The sequence below is a fragment of the Pseudomonas paeninsulae genome (assembly GCF_035621475.1).
GTDB lineage: Bacteria > Pseudomonadota > Gammaproteobacteria > Pseudomonadales > Pseudomonadaceae > Aquipseudomonas > Aquipseudomonas paeninsulae.
Genome location: NZ_CP141799.1, coordinates 57,138 through 79,784 on the forward strand (window position 1 = coordinate 57,138; position 22,647 = coordinate 79,784).

Genomic DNA, 22,647 nt, shown 5'->3' on the forward strand with positions numbered 1-22,647 from the left:
TAGACATGCAGAGTTCAAAGCCAACTCTTGGTTGATTCCTCCTGCAACGACAGGCCGCTCCTGGCCGGTTTTTGCCTGTCGCGACCGACTGGCTTGGGCAGTTTCAAGCAGTCGAGAATGGGCGTACTGGACAAGTCCGGTGTAAACAACGGGTCAAGAGCTATGCAAATAGCGGGTCAAGTGAGCTGCAATTTCGCGCTATCTTCCGGCGCCTAGAACTTGCGTACCCGGGCCCCAGTCCAATACCTGTAATGTCTGTTCACGCAAAAGGAGCGATGCCATGAACAAATTCCCCCTGGCCATGCTGCTTGGTCTGTTTAGCTGCGCGACCCTGGCGGCGCCCAAGCCCTGCGAGGAACTGAAGCAGGAAATCGAAGTAAAGATCCAGGCCGCTGGCGTTTCCAGCTACACCCTGGAGATCGTGGACAACGACGAGGTGCAGGATCAGAACATGGTGGTCGGCAGCTGCGACGGTGGCACCCGGAAGATCATCTACCAGAAGAACGGCTGACTGTAGGCTGGGTTGAGCGGAGCGATACCGATGCTGCCCATACGATGGGTTACGCCGCTACGTGCCTGACTTATCCGCGCTATGCGCCGGCCCCTGCCGGGTTTCAGTCGATAAAGGCCTGGTGCAACTCGGCCAGGCTGGCGAAATGATAGGTCGGGGCCTCGGCCAGCAACTCCTCGCGGCTGCCGAAACCATAGCCAACAGCTGCCGCATCCAGGCCATTGCGCCGCGCACCAATCAGGTCGTGCTTGCGGTCGCCGATCATCAGCGTCCTGTCCTTGGGTAGCTGCTCCTGCGCCAGCAGATGGGCAAGCAGCTCGACCTTGTCGGTGCGCGTGCCGTCCAATTCGCTGCCGTAGATCACCTCGAAGTGCCGGGAGAAGTCGAAGTGGCGGGCAATCTCCACGGCAAATACCGCCGGCTTGCTGGTGGCGATATACAGGGTGCGCTGCTGCGTCAGCAACAGCTCAAGCAGGTCGCCCACGCCATCGAACAGGCGATTCTCATACAGTCCGACGTCGCGAAACCGCTCACGGTAGTGATGCACCGCCTGCCAGGCCGTCGCCTCGTCGAAGGCATAGGTCTGCATGAAACACTGCAACAACGGCGGCCCGATAAAGTGCTCCAGCGCCTGCAGGTCAGGCTCGTCGATGCCCAGCTGCGCCAGCGCATGCTGCACCGAACGGGTAATCCCTTCACGCGGGTCGGTCAGGGTGCCGTCGAGGTCGAAGAGGATGTTCTGGTAATGCATGCTGTCCTGCTTCATCAGCTGGCATAGCCTTCCATCAGGTGCTGATCCTTCAGGCGCACGTAGTTGTCGGCGCTGTAGCGGAAGTAGCTGCGTTCCTTCTCGGTCAGCGCGCGGGCTTTTTTCGCCGGGCTGCCGACGTACAGGTAGCCGCTCTCCAGGTGGCTGCCGGGGGTGACCAGGCTGCCGGCGCCGAGCACCACTTCCGCGTCGATCACCACGCCATCCATGATGATGCTACCCATGCCGATCAGCACCCGGTCGGCGATGTTGCAGCCGTGCAGGGTGACGTTGTGGCCGATGGTCACATCGTCACCGATATTCAGCGGGTAGCCGCGCGGGTTGAAGGGCCCTGCGTGGGTGATGTGCAGCACGCAGCCGTCCTGAATGCTGGTGCGCTCGCCGATGCGGATGCTGTGCATGTCGCCACGGATCACCACCAGCGGCCAGATCGAACTGTCGGCGCCGATTTCTACATCGCCGATCACCACGGCGGAAGTATCGACAAAGGCCCGCTCGCCGAGCAGCGGAGTGAACTGTTGGTATGTACGTATCGACACGATAGAAACCTCTTAGGCTGCGGTGAGCTGTGATTGTAATTATGATGACGGGCATATGTGCCGAGTCCACCCTGCCAAGCGCAGGCTCATGGCTTCAAACCCATTTCGTTACAGGTGCCCTATCGTGACCGCCAACAACCCGCTGCTGCAAGCCTTCGACCTGCCACCCTATTCCGTCATCCGCCCGGAGCATGTCGAGCCGGCGGTGGATACGCTCCTCGCCGAGAACCGTGCCGCCATTACCGAACTGCTCAAGCAACAGTCTGGCACACCGAGCTGGAGTGGGCTGGTGCTGGCGCTCGACGAATTGAATGATCGCCTCGGCCGCGCCTGGAGCCCGGTCAGCCATCTCAATGCGGTGTGCAATAACGCCGAGCTGCGTGCGGCCTATGAGGCCAGCCTGCCCAAGCTGTCCGAGTACTCGACCGAGTTGGGTCATAACCGCGTGCTGTACGAGGCCTATCAGGCCTTGGCCGCGAGCCCCGAGGCGGCCACGTTCGACGTCGCCCAGCAGACCATCCTCGAGCACAGCCTGCGTGACTTCCACCTGTCCGGCATCGACCTGCCGGAGCTCGAGAAGCAGCGTTTCGGCGCCATTCAGAGCAAGCTCTCCGAGCTGGGCAGCCGCTTCTCCAACCAGCTGCTGGATGCCACCCAGGCCTGGAGCAAGCAGGTCAGCAGCGAGGCTGCGCTGGCCGGCCTGACCGATTCGGCCAAGGCGCAGATGCAGCAAGCGGCCGAGGCCAAGGGCCTGGACGGCTGGCTGATCAGCCTGGAATTCCCCAGCTATTTCGCGGTGATGACCTACGCCGATGATCGCGCCCTGCGCGAAGAGGTGTATGCCGCTTACTGCACCCGCGCCTCCGATCAGGGGCCGAATGCCGGCCAGCACGATAACAGCCCGGTGATGTTGGAAATCCTCGCCTTGCGCCAGGAACTGGCCAAGTTGCTCGGTTTTGCCAGCTACGCCGAGCTGAGCCTGGCGAGCAAGATGGCCGAGTCCACCGACCAGGTGCTGCACTTCCTGCGTGACCTGGCGGTACGCAGCAAGCCGTTCGCCGCCCAGGATCTGGCCGAGCTGCAAGCCTTCGCCGCCGAGCAAGGCTGCAGCGACCTGCAAAGCTGGGATGTCGGCTACTACAGCGAGAAGCTGCGCGAGCAGCGCTACAGCATTTCCCAGGAAATCCTCCGCGCCTATTTCCCCATCGACAAGGTGCTGAGCGGCCTGTTCGCCATCGTCGAGAAGCTCTACGGCATCCAGATCGAGGAACTGTCCGGTTTCGACGCCTGGCACCCGGATGTCCGCCTGTTCGAGATCAAGGAGCACGGCGAGCATGTCGGGCGCTTTTTCTTCGACCTCTACGCCCGCGCCAACAAGCGCGGCGGCGCCTGGATGGACGGCGCCCGCGACAAGCGTCGTGACGCCGCTGGCCGGCTGATCAGCCCGGTGGCCAACCTGGTGTGCAATTTCACTCCGGCGGTGGGCGATAAGCCGGCGCTGCTGAGCCATGACGAAGTCACCACCCTGTTCCACGAGTTCGGCCATGGCCTGCACCACCTGCTGACCCGCGTCGAGCATGCCGGCGCTTCGGGGATCAACGGCGTGGCCTGGGACGCGGTCGAGCTGCCGAGCCAGTTCATGGAGAACTGGTGCTGGGAGCCCGAAGGCCTGGCGCTGATTTCCGGCCACTACCAAACCGGCGACGCCCTGCCGCAGAACCTGTTGGACAAGATGCTGGCGGCGAAGAACTTCCAGTCCGGGTTGATGATGGTGCGTCAGCTGGAGTTCAGCCTGTTCGACTTCGAACTGCATGCGACCCACGGTGACGGCCGCGATGTGCTGGAGGTGCTCGAAAGCATCCGCGCCGAAGTCTCGGTGCTGCGTCCGCCGGCCTACAACCGCTTCCCCAACAGCTTCGCGCACATCTTTGCCGGTGGTTACGCCGCCGGTTATTACAGCTACAAATGGGCTGAAGTGCTCTCGGCGGATGCCTTCTCGCGCTTCGAGGAAGAAGGCGTGTTCAACAGCGACACCGGTCGCGCCTTCCGCGAGGCGATCCTCGCCCGTGGCGGCTCGCAGGAACCGATGCTGTTGTTCGTCGACTTCCGCGGCCGCGAGCCGCGCATCGATGCCCTGTTGCGCCATCTGGGCCTGAGTCAGGAGGCCGCATGAGCGACGTACCCAAGGTGACCAAGAAGCGCTTTATCGCCGGCGCCGTGTGCCCGGCCTGCAGCGAGATGGACAAGATCCAGATGTGGGACGAAGACGGCGTGCCGCACCGCGAATGCGTGGCCTGCGGCTACGCCGACACCCTGGATGCGCGCGGCAACTCGGTGCCCAAGGAGCTGCCGACCCGGGTCAATATCAGCGCGCTGAAACCCAAGGTGGCCAATCCCAAGGTGCAGGCGGTGCAGTTCTTTCCCAATCCCAAGTTGAAGAAGCCCAAGGAGTAAACCCGCGCGGGCTACACGGTTGAGTAGCCGGATAAGCCCCGGCGCGGTTTGCCCGGTGTTGGATTGGTAGCTGACGCGCAGCGTTATGGGCTGCGTTCCCACGCTGGAGCGTGGGAACGATGAAAGGCTTATGCCGGCTAGCGTGGTGACCTGGACAATCCGAGGAAGGCTGTCGCGGTTTGCGCGGGTGCTTATCCACGATGCCGCAGGCCTTGCACATGGCCATAGGGTTTACGGCCTGGGGTGGGGATGCTGCCGGCAGGCGACGGCTGGCACTTGGTGACAAGCTAGAATAGCTGTATTTATATACAGTATTCTGCCGGAGTCGCCCCATGTCCATTTTCTTGCCAACCCGCGGTCGTGGTGCCGCCAGCAACCCGCATAACCGCTTCGCGCCGACCCGTTCGGTGGCCGAAGACGACGGCTGGTTTCAGGACGAGACGCCGCCGTCGCGAGCCACCGAAGTGCGCAGCGAGATCGCCAAGAGCGTCATCACCCGCAACAACTCGCCGGATGTCGGTTTCGACCGTTCGGTAAACCCCTATCGTGGCTGCGAACACGGCTGCATTTACTGCTTCGCCCGGCCCAGCCACGCCTATTGGGATATGTCGCCAGGCATCGATTTCGAGACCCGGCTGATCGCCAAGACCAACCTGGCTAGCCGTCTCGAGGAAGAGTTGCAGAAGCCCGGCTATGTGCCACAGCCAATCGCCCTGGGCATCAATACCGATGCCTACCAACCGATCGAGCGCGAGCAGCGCCTGACCCGCCAGGCCCTGGAAATTCTCCTGCGCTACAAGCATCCGCTGCACATCATCACCAAGGGCTCGCTGATCCTGCGCGACCTCGACCTGCTCAGTGAGCTGGCCAGTCAGCGCCTGGTCAGCGTGGCCTTCAGCCTGACCACCCTCGACGACGAACTGAAACGCATCATGGAACCGCGCGCCGCCTCGCCAGGGGCACGCTTGCGCGCCATGCGCACGCTGCACGAGGCCGGTGTGCCGGTCAGCGTGATCTGTGCGCCGATGATTCCGATGATCAACGACATGGAGCTGGAGCGCCTGCTCGAGGCCGCCCGCGATGCCGGCGCTGGCTCGGCCAGCTATGTGCTGCTGCGCCTGCCGCTGGAAATCGCCGAGCTGTTCGAGCAATGGCTACAGGCGCACTTTCCCGAGCGCGCCGTGCATGTGATGAGCCTGATTCGCCAGTCGCGCGGCGGCAAGAACTACGACAGCCGCTTCGGTAGTCGCATGCGCGGCGAAGGCCCGTTCGCCGAACTGCTGGCCCAGCGCTTTCGCCTGGCCAGTCGCAAACTGGGTCTGGATCGCCGTGACACCCAGGGTCTGGATTGCTCGCAATTCTGCCCGCCGGGTGCGCAGCTGAGCCTGCTCTGAGCAAGCGCTGCTGCGGTTTGCTGATGACGGTGGAAACTTGGCCGCATGGCTGCGTTTGCGGTCTGCTCGGTGGCTGGCGTTGGTTGCTTTTTTGCGCTTGATGAGCGCCGATGATGTGTTAAAACTTGAGTACTCAACGCGCTCACTGACGACGCAAGTATATGACCCGCACATCCCGTGTACCCGACCCCTCCTTCGAGTTGATGGATGATCACGAAGGCCACTCGCTGATCTATCGTCAGCATGGTTTTCCCTGTCCGTTGGTGCGCTGGCATTTCCACAAGGAGTACGAGCTACACCTGATCGTCGCCAGCTCCGGCAAGGTGTTTATCGGCGATTACATCGGCAATTTTTCCCCCGATAGCCTGTTCCTCACCGGGCCCAACCTGCCGCACAACTGGATCAGCCAGATCGAGGAGGGCGAGGTGCTGGACCAGCGCGACATGCTGGTGAACTTCACCGACGAGGTGCTCGACCGCGGCACCGCGGTATTTGCCGAGTTGAAGGGGCTGGCGCCGTTGCTGGAGCATGCCCAGTTCGGTATCGAGTTCCGCGACCCACGCTGCATCCGCGAGGCCAGGGGCCTGATGCAGAAGATCGCCGACTCTCAGGGCATCGCCCGCCTCGGGCATTTCTTCATCCTCCTGGAGCTGCTGGCCGCCAGCGAGGACTACCAGCTGCTCTCCGGCAGTGTCGCCGCGCAACTGGCCGACGAGCATCACGTCGAGCGCATCAACCGTGCGGTGGACTACATCTTTCAGCGCTACGCCCAGGAGCTGAGCCAGGACGAGGTCGCGCATTACCTGGGCATGACCCCGACCTACTTCTCGCGTTTCTTCAAACAGGCCACCGGGCGAGGCTTCGTCGAGTTCGTCAACCGGTTGCGGGTGAGCAAGTCCTGCGAGTTGCTGAGCAAGAGCGAGATGCCGGTGACCGAGATCTGTTTCGAGTCCGGATTCAGCAACATTTCCAACTTCAATCGACGCTTCCTGCAGTTGAAAGGGGTGACGCCGTCCGACTACCGCAAGCTGGTGGTTCAGCGCTTGACCGAGCAAAACCTGTACTGATTCGGTCAGTCGCTTGCGCGGCTATCCCCTCTAGAGGCCTAGGCTCACTGGTGTTGAGTCTTGTGGTGGTGTTTGCGTTCGCTTTTAAGAGTGCAAAAAAGTATTAGTTATAGTGCAGTCGAGGCGTTGTCCGAGGTTTTGAGGAGGGGTGTAATGCAGATCGACTAATACAAAAACAATATCGATCTCCGGTCGCAGTAGCGACGCAGGAGAGGAGTTCAAATCAATGAACCATTCAGCTAAAGCCTTCGTTACTGTTTCTTGCCTGTCCCTGTCGGCGTTCGCCTATGCCGCCGAAAACCTGACCATCGCCACCGTCAACAACAGCGACATGATCCGCATGCAGCGGCTCTCGAAAACCTTCGAAGCACAGCACCCGGAGATCGACCTGAAGTGGGTGGTGCTCGAAGAGAATGTCCTGCGCCAGCGCCTGACCACCGATATCGCCACCAAGGGTGGCCAGTTCGACGTGCTGACCATCGGCATGTACGAGGCGGCGTTGTGGGGCGAGAAGGGTTGGCTTGAGCCAATGACCGACCTGCCGGCCGACTATGCGCTCGATGATGTCTTCCCCTCCGTGCGCGAAGGCCTGTCGGTCAACGGCACGCTGTACGCCCTGCCGTTCTACGCCGAAAGCTCGATCACCTATTACCGCACCGACCTGTTCGAGCAGGCGGGGCTGAGCATGCCCGACTACCCGACCTGGGAGCAGATGGGCGAGTTCGCCGCCAAGCTGCACAAGCCGGAGCAGGAGCAATACGGTATCTGCCTGCGGGGCAAGGCCGGTTGGGGCGAGAACATGGCGCTGATCAGTACCGTGGCCAACGCTTACGGTGCGCGCTGGTTCGACGAGCAATGGCAGCCAGAATTCACCGGCAGCGAGTGGAAGCAGGCGCTGAACTTCTACGTCGACACCATGAAGCAGTCAGGCCCGCCCGGTGCCTCCAGCAATGGCTTCAACGAGAACCTGGCGCTGTTCAACAGCGGCAAGTGTGCGCTCTGGGTGGATGCCAGCGTGGCGGGCTCCTTCGTCACCGACAGCAGCCAGAGCAAGATTGCCGACAAGGTTGGCTTCAGCCATGCGCCGCAGCAGGTCACCGACAAGGGCTCGGCTTGGTTGTATTCCTGGGCGCTGGGGATTCCCACCAGCTCCAAGTCCAAGGCCGCGGCCAAGACCTTCAGCGCCTGGGCTACTTCCCAGGAATACGCCAAGCTGGTCGCCGAGACCGATGGCGTGACCAACGTGCCGCCGGGCACCCGCGCCTCGACCTATAGCGATGCCTACATGGCTGCCGCGCCGTTCGCCAAGGTCACGCTGGAATCCTTGAAGCAGGCCGACCCGGCGAATCCGACGCTCAAGCCGGTGCCCTATGTCGGTATTCAGTTGGTCACCATCCCCGAGTTCCAGGCCATCGGCACCCAGGTCGGCATGCAGTTCACCGCAGCGCTCACCGGTCATATGTCGGTCGACCAGGCGCTCATGGCGGCCCAGCAGTCCACGGCGCGTGAGATGAAACGCGCGGGCTATCCGAAGTAGCCCACTTCCCATAGGCCGTCCAGGCGCCGCGCATACAGCCCTGAATGCCGGTGTCCGACCGTCTGTTCTTGCCGAATCAATACGGAGTCGCCATGACTACTTCGACCCTCGACACGCACCTGAAAAGTGCGCCCGCGACTGCCGGCGGTAAGCGCCGCCCGCTCAAGCCTGGCTGGTTTCTGGTCAGCCCTTCAGTGGCCCTGCTGCTGCTGTGGATGATCATCCCCCTGGGCATGACCATCTATTTCTCGCTGATTCGTTACAACCTGCTGTACCCCGGCGAGAACCAGTTCGTCGGACTGGAGAATTTCCAGTACTTCCTCACCGACGCCGGCTTCATCCCCGGTGCGACCAACACCCTGTTGCTGGTCGGCAGCGTGCTGCTGATCAGCGTGGTGTTCGGCGTGCTGATCGCCGCGTTGCTGGAAGCCTGTGAGTTCTGGGGCCGGGGCATCGTCCGGGTGCTGCTGATTTCGCCTTTCTTCATCATGCCGACGGTCAGTGCGCTGGTGTGGAAGAACCTGATCTTCCATCCGGTCTCCGGGATCCTCGCCGCCATCTGGAAGTTCTTTGGCGCGCAGCCGGTGGACTGGCTGGCCCAGTACCCATTGTTCTCGATCATCCTGATCGTCTCCTGGCAGTGGTTGCCGTTCGCCATCCTGATCCTGATGACCGCCATGCAGTCGCTGGATCAGGATCAGAAGGAGGCCGCACGCCTCGACGGTGCCGGGCCCATCGCGATTTTCTGGCACCTGACCCTGCCGCACCTGGCCCGGCCGATCGCCGTGGTGGTGATGATCGAGACGATCTTCCTGCTCTCGGTGTTCGCCGAGATCTTCACCACCACCAGCGGCGGCCCTGGTTTCGAGTCGACCAACCTGGCCTACCTGATCTACAACCACGCGCTGCTGCAGTTCGACGTCGGCATGGCTTCGGCTGGCGGGCTGATCGCGGTAGTCATCGCCAACCTCGCGGCGATCGTGCTGATCCGGATGATCGGCAAGAACCTCACCAACCAATAATGAGGCTTTGATCATGCTCACGCTTAAACAATCCCGTCGTCTGCAGAGTGTGCTGGTAGGCACTTCAGCCTGGGCCATTGGCGCGCTGATTTTCTTCCCGATCCTGTGGATGATCCTCACCAGCTTCAAGACCGAGATCGATGCGTTCGCCACGCCGCCGCAGTTTCTCTTCATGCCGACGCTGGAGAACTACCTGCTGATCAATGAGCGCAGCGATTACTTCAGCTTCGCCTGGAACTCGCTGCTGATTTCCTCCGTGGCGACCCTGCTGTGCATGCTCATCGCGGTGCCAGCGGCCTACTCCATGGCGTTCTTCGAGAGCCGCCACACCAAGCGTACGCTGCTGTGGATGCTGTCGACCAAGATGCTGCCACCGGTGGGTGTGCTGATGCCGATCTACCTGATCTGCCAGAGCCTGGGTCTGCTCGATTCACGCATCGCGCTGATCGTCATCTACACCCTGATCAACCTGCCGATCGTGGTCTGGATGATTTACACCTACTTCAAGGACATCCCCGTCGACATCCTCGAAGCCGCACGCCTGGACGGCGCCACCACCCTGCAGGAGATCGCTCGCGTGCTGCTGCCGATCGCTCGCGGCGGCCTGGCCTCGACCATGTTGCTGTCGTTGATCCTGTGCTGGAACGAGGCCTTCTGGTCGCTCAACCTGACCTCCTCGGCAGCCGCCCCGCTCACCGCGCTGGTCGCGTCCTACTCCAGTCCCGAAGGCCTGTTCTGGGCCAAGCTCTCGGCGGTTTCGACCCTGGCCTGTGCGCCCATCCTGATCTTCGGCTGGATCAGCCAAAAACAACTCGTACGCGGCCTGTCCTTCGGCGCCGTCAAGTAACTAGAGGAATTCCCCATGGCAGATTTGAAGATTCGTAACCTGAAAAAAGGCTTCGACGGCACCGCCATCATCAAGGGCATCGACCTGGACGTACGCGACCGCGAGTTCGTGGTGTTCGTCGGTCCGTCCGGCTGCGGCAAGTCCACCCTGCTGCGCCTGATCGCCGGGCTGGAAGAGGTCAGCAGCGGCACCATCGAACTCGATGGCAAGGACATCACCGACATGGCCCCGGCCAAGCGCGATCTGGCCATGGTGTTCCAGACCTACGCCCTGTACCCGCACATGACCGTGCGCAAGAATTTGTCCTTTGCCCTCGACCTGGCCGGCGTGGCCAAGAGCGAGGTTAAGGACAAGGTGGAGAACGCCGCGCGCATCCTCGAGCTGGATCCGCTGCTGGAGCGCAAGCCCAAGCAGCTCTCCGGTGGCCAGCGCCAGCGCGTGGCCATCGGCCGCGCCATCGTGCGCAACCCGAAGATCTTCCTGTTCGACGAGCCGCTGTCCAACCTCGACGCCGCCCTGCGCGTGCAGACGCGGCTGGAACTGGCGCGCCTGCACCAGGAGCTGCAAGCGACCATGATCTACGTGACTCACGACCAGGTCGAAGCCATGACCCTGGCCGACAAGGTGGTGGTGCTCAACGGCGGGCGGGTCGAGCAGGTCGGCTCGCCGATGGAGCTCTATCACCACCCGGCCAACCTGTTCGTTGCCGGGTTCCTCGGCACACCGAAGATGGGCTTCCTGCGTGGCCAGGCTGGCAAGGCCGACGGCGCCGCCTGCGAGGTGAAGCTGGAGTGCGGCGCGCAACTGAGCCTGCCGTTGGCCGCTGGCGGCCTGGCCGCAGGCAGCCCGGTGACCTTGGGCGTGCGTCCGGAACACTTCAATATAGTGCCGGCAGGCCAAGGCCAGCTGCGGGTCACCGCCGATGTCAGCGAGCGACTGGGCAGCGACACCTACTGCCACGTGCGCACGGCCTGCAAGGAGATGTTGACCATTCGTGTGCGCGGCGATTTTTCCCCGCGCTCTGGCGAAACCCTCGAGTTGGCGTTCGATCCGGCGCATTGCCACCTCTTCGATGCCGATGGCCAGGCCATTGCCAAACGACTCCAGCAGGCGGCCTGAGGCCGCCCGTCAGATCCGCTTAGGAAGCTCAGATGAAACTCAATCGCCAGCATCTCGAACAGCTGGCGGCGCCTATCGCGCTGCCCGCCTACCGTGCCGACACGACCCAGCAGGGCATCGCCCACATCGGCGTCGGCGGCTTCCACCGCGCCCATGAGGCGATCTACACCGAGGCCCTGATGAACCGGGGCGAAGCCCTCGACTGGAGCATCTGCGGCGTTGGCCTGCGCGGCGCCGATCGTGCCATGCGCGATGCCCTGGCCGGGCAGGATTACCTCTACACCCTGGTCGAACTGGGCGACGACGCGCGCAACGCGGTGCAAGTGGTTGGCGCCATCAGTGGCATGCTGCTGGCCGAGGATTCGCCCCAGGCGCTGATCGACAAACTGGCCGATCCGGCGATCCGTATCGTCTCGCTGACCATCACCGAAGGCGGCTACTGCATGGACGACAGCAGCGGCGAGTTTCTCGCCGACCTGCCCGACATCCAGCACGACCTGAGCCATCCCGAAGCGCCGCGCAGCGTCTTCGGTTTTCTCTGTGCGGCCTTGGCCAAGCGCCGCGCCGCCGGCACCCCGGCGTTCACCCTGATGTCCTGCGATAACCTGCCACACAACGGCGCGGTCACGCGCAAGGCGCTGCTCAGCTTCGCCTGCTTGTCCGACCCCGAGTTGGCAGCCTGGATCGAGGCCAACGTCAGTTTCCCCAATGCCATGGTCGATCGCATCACCCCCATGACCAGTGACGCGCACCGCCAGCAACTGGCTGAGCGCCACGGCATCGAGGACGCCTGGCCGGTGGTCTGTGAGCCCTTCGTGCAGTGGGTGCTGGAGGACAAGTTCGTCAACGGCCGGCCGGCCTGGGAAAAGGTCGGGGTGCAGTTCACCGACGACGTCACGCCCTACGAAGAGATGAAGATCAAGCTGCTCAACGGCAGCCATCTGGCGCTGACCTACCTGGGGATGCTCAAGGGCTATCGCTTCGCGCACGAGACCATGAACGATCCGTTGCTGCGCCGCTATGTGCGGACCTTCATGGACCTGGATGTCACCCCGCAACTGGCGCCGGTGCCGGGCATCGACCTGGAGCTGTACAAGGACACGCTGATCGAGCGCTTCTCCAACCAGGCGATTGCCGATCAATTGGAGCGGATCTGCTCCGATGGCTCGTCGAAGCTGCCCAAGTTCATCGTACCGACCATCAACCGCCTGATCGCCGACGGCCAGCCACTCGAGCGTACGGCCCTGGTGGTGGCGGCCTGGGCCTTGTACCTCGAGGGCGTCAATGAGCGCGGCGCGCAGTACCGCATTGCCGATCCGCGCGCCGAGCATTGTCAGGCGTTGGTGGCCGACCCGCAGGGCCTGACCGCGCGGGTACTGGGCGAGGAGGCGATCTTCGGCAGCGCCCTGGGCCAATCCAGCGCGTTTGTTGTCGCCTTCGAGTGGTGCCTCGACAGCCTGCGCACCCATGGCGTCGGCACCACCCTGCAAACCCTGCTGCGCGACTGATCCACGGAGAGCGATATGTCCAACCTGCTCGAACAGCTGAAACAACACAGTGTGGTGGTCGCCGACACCGGCGATCTCGCGGCGATCAAGCGCTTCGCGCCGCAGGACGCCACCACCAATCCATCGATCATCCTCAAGGCCCTGCAAGCCGGGCAGTACCCACAACAGCTCGACGCCGCGCTGGATTGGGCGCAGCCGCGCAGTCGCTCGCCAGAGGCGCTGCTGGCCAACGCCTGCGATCGTCTGGTGGTGAGCATGGGGCTGGAGATTCTCGAGCAGATTCCCGGCAAGGTCTCAACCGAAGTGCCGGCGGCCCTGTCCTTCGACACGCACGCCACCCTGGCGCGGGCGCGCGCACTCTATGCTCAGTACCTGGAGCTGGGCGTTGCCGGCGAGCGCGTCTTGATCAAGATCGCCGCCACCTGGGAAGGCATCCAGGCGGCCCGGCAACTGGAGCGCGAGGGCATCCGTTGCAACCTCACCCTGATCTTCAACCTGGCCCAGGCGCGTGCCTGTGCCGAAGCGGGCGTCTACCTGGTATCGCCCTTTGTCGGGCGCATCCTCGACTGGCACCAACGGCAGGCGCCAGACAGCCGCTTCAGCGCGGATAGCGATCCGGGCGTGCTGTCCGTGCGGCAGATCTACCGCTTCTTCAAGCAGCACGACTACCCCACGGTGGTGATGGCGGCGAGCTTTCGCAACCTCGAGCAGGTACTGGCGTTGGGTGGTTGCGATCGCCTGACCATCAGCCCGGCATTGCTCGCCGAGTTGGCCGAGGCCGAAGGCCGGCTTACCCCGGCGCTGGCCGACGATGGCCAGCGGCAGGTGGCGCCGGCGCCGTTGAGCGAAGACGCTTTGCGTTGGCAGATGAATGAAGACGCCATGGCCACGGAAAAGCTCGCCGAAGGCATTCGCCAGTTCCATGCCGATCAACTCAAGCTCGAAGCCCTGCTCAGTGAGCGGCTGCGGGCGCTGCGTTGAACCGAGGAGAAAGCGGATGCGCTTATTTCTAGGTATCGATTGCGGTACCCAGGGCAGCAAGGCGCTGGTGCTGGATGCCGACAGCGGCCGGGTGCTGGGCGAGGGCAGTGCCCCTCACCAGCTGATCAGCGGCGCCAATGGCCGGCGCGAGCAGCAGCCGAGCGACTGGCTGGCGGCGTTCGAGCAGGCCACTCACGCGGCCCTGAACGCGGCGGCGATCACTGGCGAGCAGATTCTCGCCATCGGTGTCTCCGGCCAGCAGCATGGCCTGGTTTTGCTCGACGAGCAGGGCGAGGTGCTGCGCCCGGCCAAGCTCTGGTGCGATACCGAGTCGACTGAGCAGAATCAGCGCCTGCTCGACTATCTCGGCGGTGAAGCCGGCTCGCTCGAGCGCCTGGGAGTGGCCATCGCGCCGGGCTACACGGTGTCCAAGCTGCTCTGGACCCGCGAGCAGTACCCCGAGATTTTTCAACGCATCGCCCATATCCTGCTGCCCCACGATTACCTCAACTACTGGCTGAGCGGGCGTTGCTGTGCCGAATACGGCGATGCTTCCGGCAGCGGCTATTTCGATGTGCGCCGACGCACCTGGGATACTGCGTTACTCAGGCATATCGATCCCTCGGGGCGGCTGGTTGCGGCGCTGCCGCAGCTGATCGAGTCGGAGCAATGCCTGGGACCGATCCGTCCGCAGATTGCCCAGCTGCTGGGCCTCAATCCCGCGGTGCGGATCGCCAGCGGCGGCGGCGATAACATGCTGGGCGCCATCGGCACCGGTAATATCCAGCCCGGGGCGATCACCATGAGCCTCGGCACCTCGGGCACTCTCTACGCCTATGCCGACCAGCCGCGGGTCAGCCCGCAGCCGCAGGTGGCAACCTTCTGCTCGTCTTCCGGCGGATGGCTGGCGCTGATCTGCAGCATGAACCTGACCAGTGCCACTGGCGCCATCCAGCAACTGCTGGAGCTGGAGCTGGCCAGCTTCGGCGCCCTGGTGGCACAAGCGCCGATCGGTGCCGAAGGCGTGCTGATGCTGCCGTTCTTCAACGGCGAGCGGGTGCCGGCATTGCCCAATGCCCGCGCGAGCCTGCACGGCATGAGCAGCGACAACCTGAGCCGCGCCAACCTTTGCCGCGCGGTGGTCGAGGGCAGCGTATTTGGTCTGCGCTATGGCCTCGACCTGTTGCGCGCCAGCGGTATCGAAAGCCGCAGCATCCGCCTGATCGGAGGCGCGGCGAAGAGCCCGATCTGGCGACAGATCGTCGCCGACATCATGGCCACTCCCCTGATCTGCCCGCAGCACACCGAGGCGGCAGCGCTGGGCGCGGCGATCCAGGCGGCCTGGTGCCTGGATCGGGAGCAGGGTCATGAGACCACGCTGGAGGCGCTTTGCGAACGCTGCGTCAGCTTCGATGCTAGCAGCGAAACCCGGCCGGATCGCGGCCGTAGCGAGCAGTACGAACAGGTTTACCAGCGCTATCGCGAGCAGGTCATGCGGCAGTAGTGCTGAGCAACCCGGTGAACCCTTTTCAACCCGGCGCCCCCGCGCCCGGTCCTGATGTGGAGACAAGCATGTACCTGATATGCGGCGAAGCCCTGTTCGATTTCTTCAGCCTGGAGCCCGGCGCGCGCAGCAGCGAGCTGGATTTCAAGGCGCTTGCTGGCGGTTCTCCCTTCAATGTCGCGGTCGGTTTACGCCGGCTGGGCATTGATTCGGCGCTGTTCACCGGGATTTCCAGCGATCACCTCGGCGTTCGCCTGCGCCGGGTCTTGGCTGAAGAAGGGGTGAGCGCTGACTACCTGATCGCCAGCGATGCGCCCACCACCCTGGCGATGGTCGGGGTGGATGCCCAGGGTTCGCCGCAGTACTCGTTCCGCGGCCAGGGCTGCGCCGATCGCCTGCTGCGCCGCGAGCACCTGCCGGTGCTGGATGCGCGGGTGCGCGGCCTGCATGTCGGCTCCTATTCGCTGGTGGTCACGCCGGTCGCCGATACCCTGCTCGAGTTGGTCGGGCGCGAGCGCGACCAGCGTCTGATCAGTCTCGACCCCAATGTGCGGCTCAATCCCGAGCCGGACATCGCCATCTGGCGCCAGCGCATCGAAGCCTTCGCCGCCCATGCCCACCTGATCAAGGTCAGCGAGGAGGACCTGCAGTTGCTCTACCCGGAGCGCGATCCCCAGGACGTTGCCCGCCAGTGGCTCGACCAGCGCTGTCAGCTGGTGTGCCTCACTCATGGCGGCAAGGGTGCCAGCGTGCACAGTCGCGCCCATGGTCACTGGTCAGTGGCGGCCCGGGCGGTGCAGACCCGCGATACGGTCGGTGCCGGCGATACCTTCCAGGCTGCCTTGCTCTGCTACCTGGCCCGTCATGGCTTGGACAGCCCGCAAGGGTTGGCCGGCATCTCCCGCGAGCAGCTCGACGCCATGCTCGACCTGGCGATCAGGGCCGCCGCGCTGACCTGTTCGCGGGTCGGTCCGGATCTGCCGTTTTGGCACGAACTCGACGCACTGTGAATTGCCCAGCCGCCTATCCATTGTCCGCAGGAGCCGTTATGCCGCACTCTCCCTCATCTGTCGATGTAACCCAGTTGGCCAGTTGGCAGGCCCTCGCCGCCCATCGCACGCAGCTCGATGATTTCAATCTGCGCCAGGCATTCGCCGAGGATCCGCAGCGCTTCAGCACGTTTTCCCTGAACGACTGCGGGCTGTTTCTCGACTACTCGAAAAACCTGATCAACACCGATACCCGCGAGCTGCTGGTCGGCCTGGCCATGGAGGCGGGTCTGCAGCAGGCAATTGAGGGTTTGTTCGACGGCGCCTTGGTCAATGCCTCGGAACACCGCCCGGCCCTGCACACCGCCTTGCGCCGGCCAATCGGCGACAAGGTGCTGGTCGATGGCGTCGATGTGATGCCCGAGGTGCAGCGGGTGCTCAACCAGATGAGCGAGCTGGTCGGGCGGGTGCACAACGGCCTGTGGCGCGGCTACAGCGAGAAGCCGATCACCGACGTGGTGAATATCGGCATCGGCGGTTCCTTCCTCGGTCCGCAGTTGGTCTCCGAGGCCTTGCTGCCGTTCGCCCAGCGTGGCGTGCGCTGTCATTACCTGGCCAATATCGATGGCAGCTCGTTCCATGAACTGGCCGCCAAGCTGCGCGCGGAAACCACCCTGTTCATCGTCTCCTCGAAGACCTTCAATACCCTGGAAACCCTGAAGAATGCCCAGGCCGCGCGCAGTTGGTACTTGGCCCAAGGCGGCTCCGAGGTCGAGTTGCACCGGCATTTCATGGCGGTTTCCAGCAACACCCAGGCGGCGCTGGCATTCGGCATTCGCGAGGAGAATATCTTGCCGATGTGGGATTGGGTCGGCGGGCGTTACTCGCTGTGGTCGGCCATCGGCCTGCCGATCGCCATGTCGATCGGCATCTCCAACTTCAAGGAATTACTCGCCGGTGCCTATCGCATGGACGAGCATTTCCAGAGCGCGCCCTTCGAACGCAACATGCCGGTGTTGCTGGCCTTGCTGGGTATCTGGTACGGCAATTTCTGGGGCGCGCAGAGCCACGCGATCCTGCCGTACGACCATTACCTGCGCAATATCACCAAGCATCTGCAACAGCTCGATATGGAGTCCAACGGCAAGCGCGTGCGTCAGGATGGCAGCGCGGTGACCAGTGCCACCGGCCCGGTGATCTGGGGTGGGGTCGGTTGCAACGGCCAGCACGCCTATCACCAATTACTGCACCAGGGCACCCAGCTGATTCCGGCGGATTTCATCGTGCCAGTGAGCAGCTACAACCCGGTCGCCGACCACCACCAGTGGCTGTTCGCCAACTGCCTGTCGCAAAGCCAGGCACTGATGCTTGGCAAGTCCCGCGCGGAGGCCGAAGCCGAGTTGCGCGCCCAGGGTCTGGACGACGATCAGGTGCAGCGCCTGGCCCCGCACAAGGTCATCCCCGGCAATCGGCCGAGCAACACCCTGGTACTCGAGCGCGTCAGCCCGGGACGCCTGGGCGCCTTGATCGCGCTGTACGAACACAAGGTGTTCGCCCAGAGCGTGATCTGGGGCACCAATGCCTTCGATCAGTGGGGCGTGGAGCTGGGCAAGGTGCTGGGTCAGGGCGTGTATTCACGCCTGGTCGGCAGCGAGAGAGGCGCTGCGGAAGATGGCTCGACCCAGGGCCTGGTCGACTTCTTCCGCGGCCGTCATCGCGGCTGATAGGACGCTGACAAGGCTGACGTAAAACGCGGCAGCGTCCCCCTCAAGTCGTTACATGAGCTCAAAGCCGAGCGATTCGTCGCTCGGCAGGGGGCTGTGCGCCTGAATAACCCGCAACAAGCCGTCGCTTCGGCGGTTATCCGCAGCACCTCACACAATAAAAAACAATCAGGAGTAATCATGCAGATCAGTCTCAACCCTCGGCCATCGCGTGTATCCGGCGCTGCACGTATCGCCCCCTACCTGTTGGCCCTGACCCTGGCTTTGCCCCAGGTCCAGGCCCTGGAGTTCACCGGCTATGTGCGCAGCGGTGTGGGTAGTGCGGACAGTGGCGACAGCCAAGCGTGCTTCCAGTTACCCGGCGCCCAGTCCAAGTATCGCCTGGGCAACGAGTGCGAGCAGTACTCCGAACTGGACCTGCGCCAGGATCTATTGACCCTGGACGACGGCTCGGTGGTAAGTGTCGAGGCCATGGCACAGTTGTTCAACGAATACGGCCATACGCCCGAATTCACCGGCGAGCATGGTTTTACCCGGATGAACCAGATGTTCGCCGAATGGAGCAAGGTGCCGGCACTCAACGGTGGTTCTCTGTGGGCAGGGCGACGCTTCTACAAACGTAACGACATCCATATCTCCGACTTTTTTTACTGGAACCAGAGCGCCACCGGTGCCGGTGTGGAGGACTATGAGTTAGGTGGTCTGAAATACAGCTACGCCTTTTCACGCAAGGACAGTGTGTTCCAGCAGGAGTACATCAACCGTCACGACTTCAACGTGGCCGGCTTCGATACCAATCCGGGGGGTGAGCTGGAGTTCGGCTTGAGCTATATCGACAAGCCGCGCCATATCGAAGGCGCCTACAGCGGCTGGTCGATCACGGCTCAGCATAAGCAGAAGGATGTTTTCGGCTCCGGCGCCAACAACACCTTTGCCCTGCAGTACGGCGCAGGTCCCGGCACTGCGCTGGGCTCGACCGGCAATGTCAACTTGGACGACAGCGCCAAGCGCTATCGCTTGGTCGAGTTCTTTGATTGGCAGATGACTCCGCGTCTCGGTGGGCAGTTTCAGGTGGTCTACCAGAAGGACAAGCAAATGGATCAGAGCTACCAGAACTGGCTGTCGGTGGGTGGGCGGACAACGTATGCCTTCACCGAGCAGTTCAAGCTGATTGGCGAACTGGGTCGTGATCAGGTCCAGGCGCCTGGCGGCACGCGCAAGCTGACCAAGTTCACCATCGCCCCGACTTGGTCGCCGTCCGGCCCTGACTTCTGGGTGCGTCCAGAAATTCGTCTGTACTACACCTATGCGACCTGGAACGCAGCGGCGCAGCGTGCGGCCAACGTATTGGCGGCGGGCTCGGCCTTGTCCGACACTGGCGCCTTCGACACCGCCCTGCATGGCTCCAACGTCGGCGCTCAGGTCGAATACTGGTGGTGATCGCCAGTTCCGAGCGGGTCGATGCTGCCGGCTAAGCCGCGGCGTTGGTCCGGCGTGCCGACAACCCGGCCGGGGGCTGCTGCAGAGCATCCCCTGGCCGGGTTGTTTCTGCCGTCCGCCCGCGAGGGCACCTGGAACGCGAATTGCTATTTATCGAACAGGCGACCCGGCCGGCCGCCAGTGACTGGGTTCGCGGTGACCCAAGGTGCGCGTCGAGTGTCCAGTAAGGGTGCGCAATCACTCACTCGGGACATTGGCCGCGCCAGAAGGATGCAACCCCGCAGATTTTCGAGGTCAGCCCTATGAATAAACAAGAGCAGCAGAGCATTCGTGTGGTGGAAAGCGCGGAGGAGGCGCTGCGGCATATCCTCGAAGGCTTTCAGCGCTTCCGTCAGGAGGTGTTTCCGCAGCAACAGGCGTTGTTCAAGAAGCTCGCCCATGAGCAGACGCCACGGGCGATGATCATTACCTGCGCCGATTCGCGCATCGTCCCCGAATTGATTACCCAGAGCGATCCCGGCGACCTGTTCGTTTCCCGCAACGTCGGCAATGTGGTGCCGCCCTACGGGCAGATGATGGGCGGGGTCTCCACCGCCATCGAGTACGCGGTGATGGCGCTGGGTGTGCAGCACATCATCATCTGCGGGCATTCCGACTGTGGCGCGATGAAGGCGGTGCTCAACCCCGAAGAGCTGGAGCGCATGCCGACGGTAAAAGCCTGGTTGCGTCATGCCGAAGTGGCCAAGATCGTGGTCGAGGACAATTGCGGCTGCGCCGACCACAACACCCTGGGCATCCTCACCGAGGAGAACGTGGTGGCCCAACTCGACCACCTGCGCACCCATCCCTCGGTAGCCTCGCGTCTGGCCAGCGGGCAATTGTTCATCCATGGCTGGGTGTACGACATCGAGACCAGCGAGATCAAGGCCTATGACGCCGAGAAAGGCGAGTTCCGCCAGATTGGCGATGGCCCGCTGCCGATGGCCACACCGCGGCCACGTTATTTGCAGGTCTGACGCCGGCAGCATTGGGCCGTGCAAGGTCTGACGGCGCTCTGTTCAGCCCTGGGAAAGCGTTGTTCCCGGTTCGTGCGCGAGCGCTCGTCAGCCCGCTGTGCGCGATTCGTCCAGCTGCAGTTCAACCCCCAGTTGGCCTGACAGGCAGGGCCAGCGTTTCCAGGCGGCTTCGGTGTGCGGGTCGCTCAAGCGCTCGCGATAGGCGCGCACGGAGGCCTGGTCGAAGCTGGCTTCATCGAGCATGCCATCCACCGCGTGGTGCACAGCCTCGTCCAGCTGATTGGCAAATGGCTCGCCGATCAACTGGTGGGCGATCAGGTTGGCCACCGTGGTGTCCAGCGGAATCAGGGGTCGGCCGAGGTGGGCGATGTAGCGGTCGTTGACCTCCTCGACCAGGCGGTGGGCCAGGTAGGCTTCGTCAAGCAGACCATCGAGGCCCTCATGTCCGGCCATCAGCTCGGGTGGCTGGAGGAAAAATTGTTCGGCGACTTTCAGTACGGGCTTGATCTGCGCCTCGATGCCGGCTTCGCGTGCGACCTGATTGGCCGCTTCCAACACATCGGGTACCTGCTCGATATAGGCGCTGACAAAGCGCGTGAGCACCTCGAGGGTATCAATGTCGGGTAGGCGGATGGAGGGATGCAGGCGCTCCAGTTGCGTACTCAGTTGCGCAGAGAGCTGCTTGCTGTTGGTTTCGTGTTGGTGAGCGCGCTGAATCAGTTCGCGCAATGCGGGGGTATTCATGACTACTCCTGAAGTGAGGACATGGGCGTGAACCATAGCTGGCTGGAGGCGACTGCTCAGACGCGATTGTCATAAATTTTTCATACTTATACGAGAGCGCTATAACGCGCTACCCCTGATTCTAGCCGTGTTACACCCACCGTGGCGTTTAGCACAAGGCTTGCGCGGTGTTGGCGATTTTCGTTTTGACGTTGCCAGGTTGAAGTCGCCGTCTATACTCGAATTCGAAAGACAGTACCTGATAACACCGGACGGGCTTCGGCACGGAGAGGTTTCGACAGTTGTCATGGCCGTCGATCCTTTTGCTGCATGTTCCGCCGACGGGATAACAAGAATGATAAGGGGAACCCGCAATGATGCGACATCCACGCGTTTGGATGAGCCTCCTGCTGTGTTTGGTATTCAGCTCGGCTCACGCCAGCTGGACGATCAACATGGCGCCCGGAGCTACTGAGGTCAGTCGCTCGGTGTTTGACTTGCACATGACCATTTTCTGGATCTGCGTCGCGATCGGCGTGGTGGTGTTCGGCGCGATGTTCTGGTCGATGCTGGTTCACCGCCGCTCCACGGGGCAGCAGGCCGCGCACTTTCACGAAAGCACCACGGTGGAGATCCTCTGGACCGTGGTGCCGCTGGTGATTCTGGTGCTGATGGCGATCCCGGCGACCAAGACGCTGATCGACATCTACGACAGCTCGGAATCCGAGCTGGATATCCAGATCACCGGATACCAGTGGAAATGGCATTACAAATACCTGGGCCAGGACGTGGAGTTCTTCAGCAACCTGACCACTCCCCAAGACCAGATCAATAATAAAGCCGAGAAAGGCGAGCATTATCTGCTCGAGGTCGATGAGCCGATGGTGGTGCCGGTTGGCACCAAGGTACGCTTTCTGATTACCTCCGCCGATGTGATCCACTCTTGGTGGGTGCCGGCCCTGGCGGTGAAGAAGGATGCCATTCCCGGCTTCGTCAATGAGTCCTGGACGCGGGTCGAGGAACCAGGGATCTATCGGGGTCAGTGCGCCGAGCTGTGCGGCAAGGACCATGGCTTCATGCCGATCGTGGTCGAGGTCAAGTCGAAGGAAGACTTCGCCCTCTGGCTGGCCGAGCGCAAACAGCTCGCGCTTGCCGAGAAGGAGCTGACCAGCAAGGAGTGGACCCAGGAAGAACTCCTGGCCCGTGGCGAAAAAGCCTACAACACCACATGTGCCGCTTGCCATCAGCCTACTGGTGAAGGCTTGCCACCGATGTTCCCGGCGCTCAAGGGCTCGGCCATCGCCACCGGCCCAGCCGCAGAACATATCGGCATGGTGGTCAACGGCAAGCCAGGCACTTCCATGGCCGCCTTCGGCAAGCAACTGTCGGAAGTCGACATTGCCGCGATCATCACCTACGAACGCAACGCCTGGGGCAACAAAGTGGGTGACATGGTCACACCACAAGACGTTCTCGCGTTCAAACAAGCTCAGGAGTAAGGAC

20 protein-coding genes are annotated in these 22,647 nt (G+C 62.8%); 17 read left to right on the plus strand and 3 right to left on the minus strand.

Annotated elements, in window-relative coordinates:
• Window positions 1–280 precede the first annotated feature (280 nt).
• Complete coding sequence (locus tag VCJ09_RS00265; protein WP_324732644.1) at window positions 281–511, plus strand: DUF1161 domain-containing protein; 231 nt, start codon at window positions 281–283, stop codon at window positions 509–511.
• Between the two features lie 103 nt (window positions 512–614).
• On the opposite strand, the gene VCJ09_RS00270 is transcribed toward VCJ09_RS00265, so the two are convergent.
• Window positions 615–1,262 carry an HAD family hydrolase gene (locus VCJ09_RS00270; protein WP_324734734.1) on the minus strand — a complete coding sequence of 216 codons (648 nt, stop codon included), beginning with the start codon at window positions 1,260–1,262 and terminating at the stop codon, window positions 615–617.
• A gap of 14 nt (window positions 1,263–1,276) precedes the next feature.
• The gene (locus tag VCJ09_RS00275; protein ID WP_324732645.1) at window positions 1,277–1,819 is read right to left on the minus strand and encodes a gamma carbonic anhydrase family protein; all 543 of its coding nucleotides are present in this window, start codon (window positions 1,817–1,819) and stop codon (window positions 1,277–1,279) included.
• A gap of 88 nt (window positions 1,820–1,907) precedes the next feature.
• Here VCJ09_RS00275 and prlC point away from each other — a divergent pair, with 88 nt between their 5' ends.
• The 15 genes from prlC to VCJ09_RS00350 all read left to right on the plus strand — a co-directional run bounded on the left by prlC (window position 1,908) and on the right by VCJ09_RS00350 (window position 20,421).
• Window positions 1,908–3,992: an oligopeptidase A gene (prlC, locus tag VCJ09_RS00280; protein WP_324732646.1), complete on the plus strand. Its 2,085-nt coding sequence runs from the start codon at window positions 1,908–1,910 to the stop codon at window positions 3,990–3,992.
• On the plus strand, window positions 3,989–4,273 hold the full coding sequence (locus VCJ09_RS00285; protein ID WP_324732647.1) for a YheV family putative zinc ribbon protein: 285 nt from the start codon (window positions 3,989–3,991) through the stop codon (window positions 4,271–4,273). The genes prlC and VCJ09_RS00285 overlap by 4 nt, the downstream gene beginning before the upstream one ends.
• A 332-nt stretch (window positions 4,274–4,605) precedes the next feature.
• Window positions 4,606–5,667, plus strand: coding sequence for a PA0069 family radical SAM protein (locus VCJ09_RS00290; protein ID WP_324732648.1), 1,062 nt, complete (start codon window positions 4,606–4,608; stop codon window positions 5,665–5,667).
• A 161-nt stretch (window positions 5,668–5,828) separates the two neighbouring features.
• A complete protein-coding gene (locus tag VCJ09_RS00295) occupies window positions 5,829–6,734 on the plus strand; it encodes an AraC family transcriptional regulator (protein ID WP_324732649.1) in 906 nt (301 codons plus the stop codon).
• A gap of 226 nt (window positions 6,735–6,960) precedes the next feature.
• Window positions 6,961–8,271 (plus strand): ABC transporter substrate-binding protein, encoded by a 1,311-nt coding sequence (locus VCJ09_RS00300; RefSeq protein ID WP_324732650.1) that lies wholly within the window; start codon window positions 6,961–6,963, stop codon window positions 8,269–8,271.
• A 92-nt stretch (window positions 8,272–8,363) separates the two neighbouring features.
• Window positions 8,364–9,293: a carbohydrate ABC transporter permease gene (locus VCJ09_RS00305; protein ID WP_324732651.1), complete on the plus strand. Its 930-nt coding sequence runs from the start codon at window positions 8,364–8,366 to the stop codon at window positions 9,291–9,293.
• 13 nt (window positions 9,294–9,306) lie between these two features.
• Entirely contained in the window at window positions 9,307–10,140 is an 834-nt protein-coding gene (locus VCJ09_RS00310) for a carbohydrate ABC transporter permease (RefSeq protein ID WP_324732652.1), read from the plus strand.
• Window positions 10,141–10,155: 15 nt separating this feature from the next.
• Entirely contained in the window at window positions 10,156–11,259 is a 1,104-nt protein-coding gene (locus VCJ09_RS00315) for an ABC transporter ATP-binding protein (protein WP_324732653.1), read from the plus strand.
• A 32-nt stretch (window positions 11,260–11,291) separates the two neighbouring features.
• Window positions 11,292–12,767: a mannitol dehydrogenase family protein gene (locus tag VCJ09_RS00320; protein WP_324732654.1), complete on the plus strand. Its 1,476-nt coding sequence runs from the start codon at window positions 11,292–11,294 to the stop codon at window positions 12,765–12,767.
• 15 nt (window positions 12,768–12,782) lie between these two features.
• On the plus strand, window positions 12,783–13,748 hold the full coding sequence (tal, locus tag VCJ09_RS00325; RefSeq protein WP_324732655.1) for a transaldolase: 966 nt from the start codon (window positions 12,783–12,785) through the stop codon (window positions 13,746–13,748).
• A gap of 16 nt (window positions 13,749–13,764) precedes the next feature.
• Complete coding sequence (xylB, locus tag VCJ09_RS00330) at window positions 13,765–15,252, plus strand: xylulokinase (RefSeq protein WP_324732656.1); 1,488 nt, start codon at window positions 13,765–13,767, stop codon at window positions 15,250–15,252.
• A gap of 68 nt (window positions 15,253–15,320) precedes the next feature.
• Window positions 15,321–16,262: a carbohydrate kinase family protein gene (locus tag VCJ09_RS00335; protein ID WP_324732657.1), complete on the plus strand. Its 942-nt coding sequence runs from the start codon at window positions 15,321–15,323 to the stop codon at window positions 16,260–16,262.
• A 38-nt stretch (window positions 16,263–16,300) separates the two neighbouring features.
• Complete coding sequence (gene pgi / locus VCJ09_RS00340) at window positions 16,301–17,965, plus strand: glucose-6-phosphate isomerase (RefSeq protein WP_324732658.1); 1,665 nt, start codon at window positions 16,301–16,303, stop codon at window positions 17,963–17,965.
• Window positions 17,966–18,145: 180 nt separating this feature from the next.
• The gene (locus tag VCJ09_RS00345) at window positions 18,146–19,405 is read left to right on the plus strand and encodes a maltoporin (protein ID WP_324732659.1); all 1,260 of its coding nucleotides are present in this window, start codon (window positions 18,146–18,148) and stop codon (window positions 19,403–19,405) included.
• A 302-nt stretch (window positions 19,406–19,707) separates the two neighbouring features.
• Window positions 19,708–20,421 (plus strand): carbonic anhydrase, encoded by a 714-nt coding sequence (locus VCJ09_RS00350; RefSeq protein WP_324732660.1) that lies wholly within the window; start codon window positions 19,708–19,710, stop codon window positions 20,419–20,421.
• A gap of 87 nt (window positions 20,422–20,508) precedes the next feature.
• Here VCJ09_RS00350 and VCJ09_RS00355 read toward each other — a convergent pair whose 3' ends face one another.
• Complete coding sequence (locus VCJ09_RS00355; RefSeq protein WP_324732661.1) at window positions 20,509–21,165, minus strand: hypothetical protein; 657 nt, start codon at window positions 21,163–21,165, stop codon at window positions 20,509–20,511.
• 353 nt (window positions 21,166–21,518) lie between these two features.
• On the opposite strand from VCJ09_RS00355, the gene coxB reads away from it, so the two are divergent.
• Window positions 21,519–22,643, plus strand: a complete 1,125-nt coding sequence (coxB, locus tag VCJ09_RS00360; protein ID WP_154067123.1) for a cytochrome c oxidase subunit II — start codon at window positions 21,519–21,521, stop codon at window positions 22,641–22,643.
• The last annotated feature ends 4 nt before the right edge of the window (window positions 22,644–22,647 follow it).

Coding starts and splice junctions, on each gene's coding strand:
- coxB (WP_154067123.1), top strand. CDS start 21,519: ATGATGCGACATCCACGCGTTTGGATGAGCCTCCTGCTGTGTTTGGTA.
- VCJ09_RS00305 (WP_324732651.1), top strand. CDS start 8,364: ATGACTACTTCGACCCTCGACACGCACCTGAAAAGTGCGCCCGCGACT.
- VCJ09_RS00270 (WP_324734734.1), bottom strand. CDS start 1,262: ATGCATTACCAGAACATCCTCTTCGACCTCGACGGCACCCTGACCGAC.
- VCJ09_RS00335 (WP_324732657.1), top strand. CDS start 15,321: ATGTACCTGATATGCGGCGAAGCCCTGTTCGATTTCTTCAGCCTGGAG.
- VCJ09_RS00345 (WP_324732659.1), top strand. CDS start 18,146: ATGCAGATCAGTCTCAACCCTCGGCCATCGCGTGTATCCGGCGCTGCA.
- VCJ09_RS00310 (WP_324732652.1), top strand. CDS start 9,307: ATGCTCACGCTTAAACAATCCCGTCGTCTGCAGAGTGTGCTGGTAGGC.
- VCJ09_RS00285 (WP_324732647.1), top strand. CDS start 3,989: ATGAGCGACGTACCCAAGGTGACCAAGAAGCGCTTTATCGCCGGCGCC.
- pgi (WP_324732658.1), top strand. CDS start 16,301: ATGCCGCACTCTCCCTCATCTGTCGATGTAACCCAGTTGGCCAGTTGG.
- VCJ09_RS00300 (WP_324732650.1), top strand. CDS start 6,961: ATGAACCATTCAGCTAAAGCCTTCGTTACTGTTTCTTGCCTGTCCCTG.
- xylB (WP_324732656.1), top strand. CDS start 13,765: ATGCGCTTATTTCTAGGTATCGATTGCGGTACCCAGGGCAGCAAGGCG.
- VCJ09_RS00290 (WP_324732648.1), top strand. CDS start 4,606: ATGTCCATTTTCTTGCCAACCCGCGGTCGTGGTGCCGCCAGCAACCCG.
- VCJ09_RS00350 (WP_324732660.1), top strand. CDS start 19,708: ATGAATAAACAAGAGCAGCAGAGCATTCGTGTGGTGGAAAGCGCGGAG.
- VCJ09_RS00355 (WP_324732661.1), bottom strand. CDS start 21,165: ATGAATACCCCCGCATTGCGCGAACTGATTCAGCGCGCTCACCAACAC.
- VCJ09_RS00315 (WP_324732653.1), top strand. CDS start 10,156: ATGGCAGATTTGAAGATTCGTAACCTGAAAAAAGGCTTCGACGGCACC.
- prlC (WP_324732646.1), top strand. CDS start 1,908: ATGGCTTCAAACCCATTTCGTTACAGGTGCCCTATCGTGACCGCCAAC.
- VCJ09_RS00295 (WP_324732649.1), top strand. CDS start 5,829: ATGACCCGCACATCCCGTGTACCCGACCCCTCCTTCGAGTTGATGGAT.
- tal (WP_324732655.1), top strand. CDS start 12,783: ATGTCCAACCTGCTCGAACAGCTGAAACAACACAGTGTGGTGGTCGCC.
- VCJ09_RS00320 (WP_324732654.1), top strand. CDS start 11,292: ATGAAACTCAATCGCCAGCATCTCGAACAGCTGGCGGCGCCTATCGCG.
- VCJ09_RS00265 (WP_324732644.1), top strand. CDS start 281: ATGAACAAATTCCCCCTGGCCATGCTGCTTGGTCTGTTTAGCTGCGCG.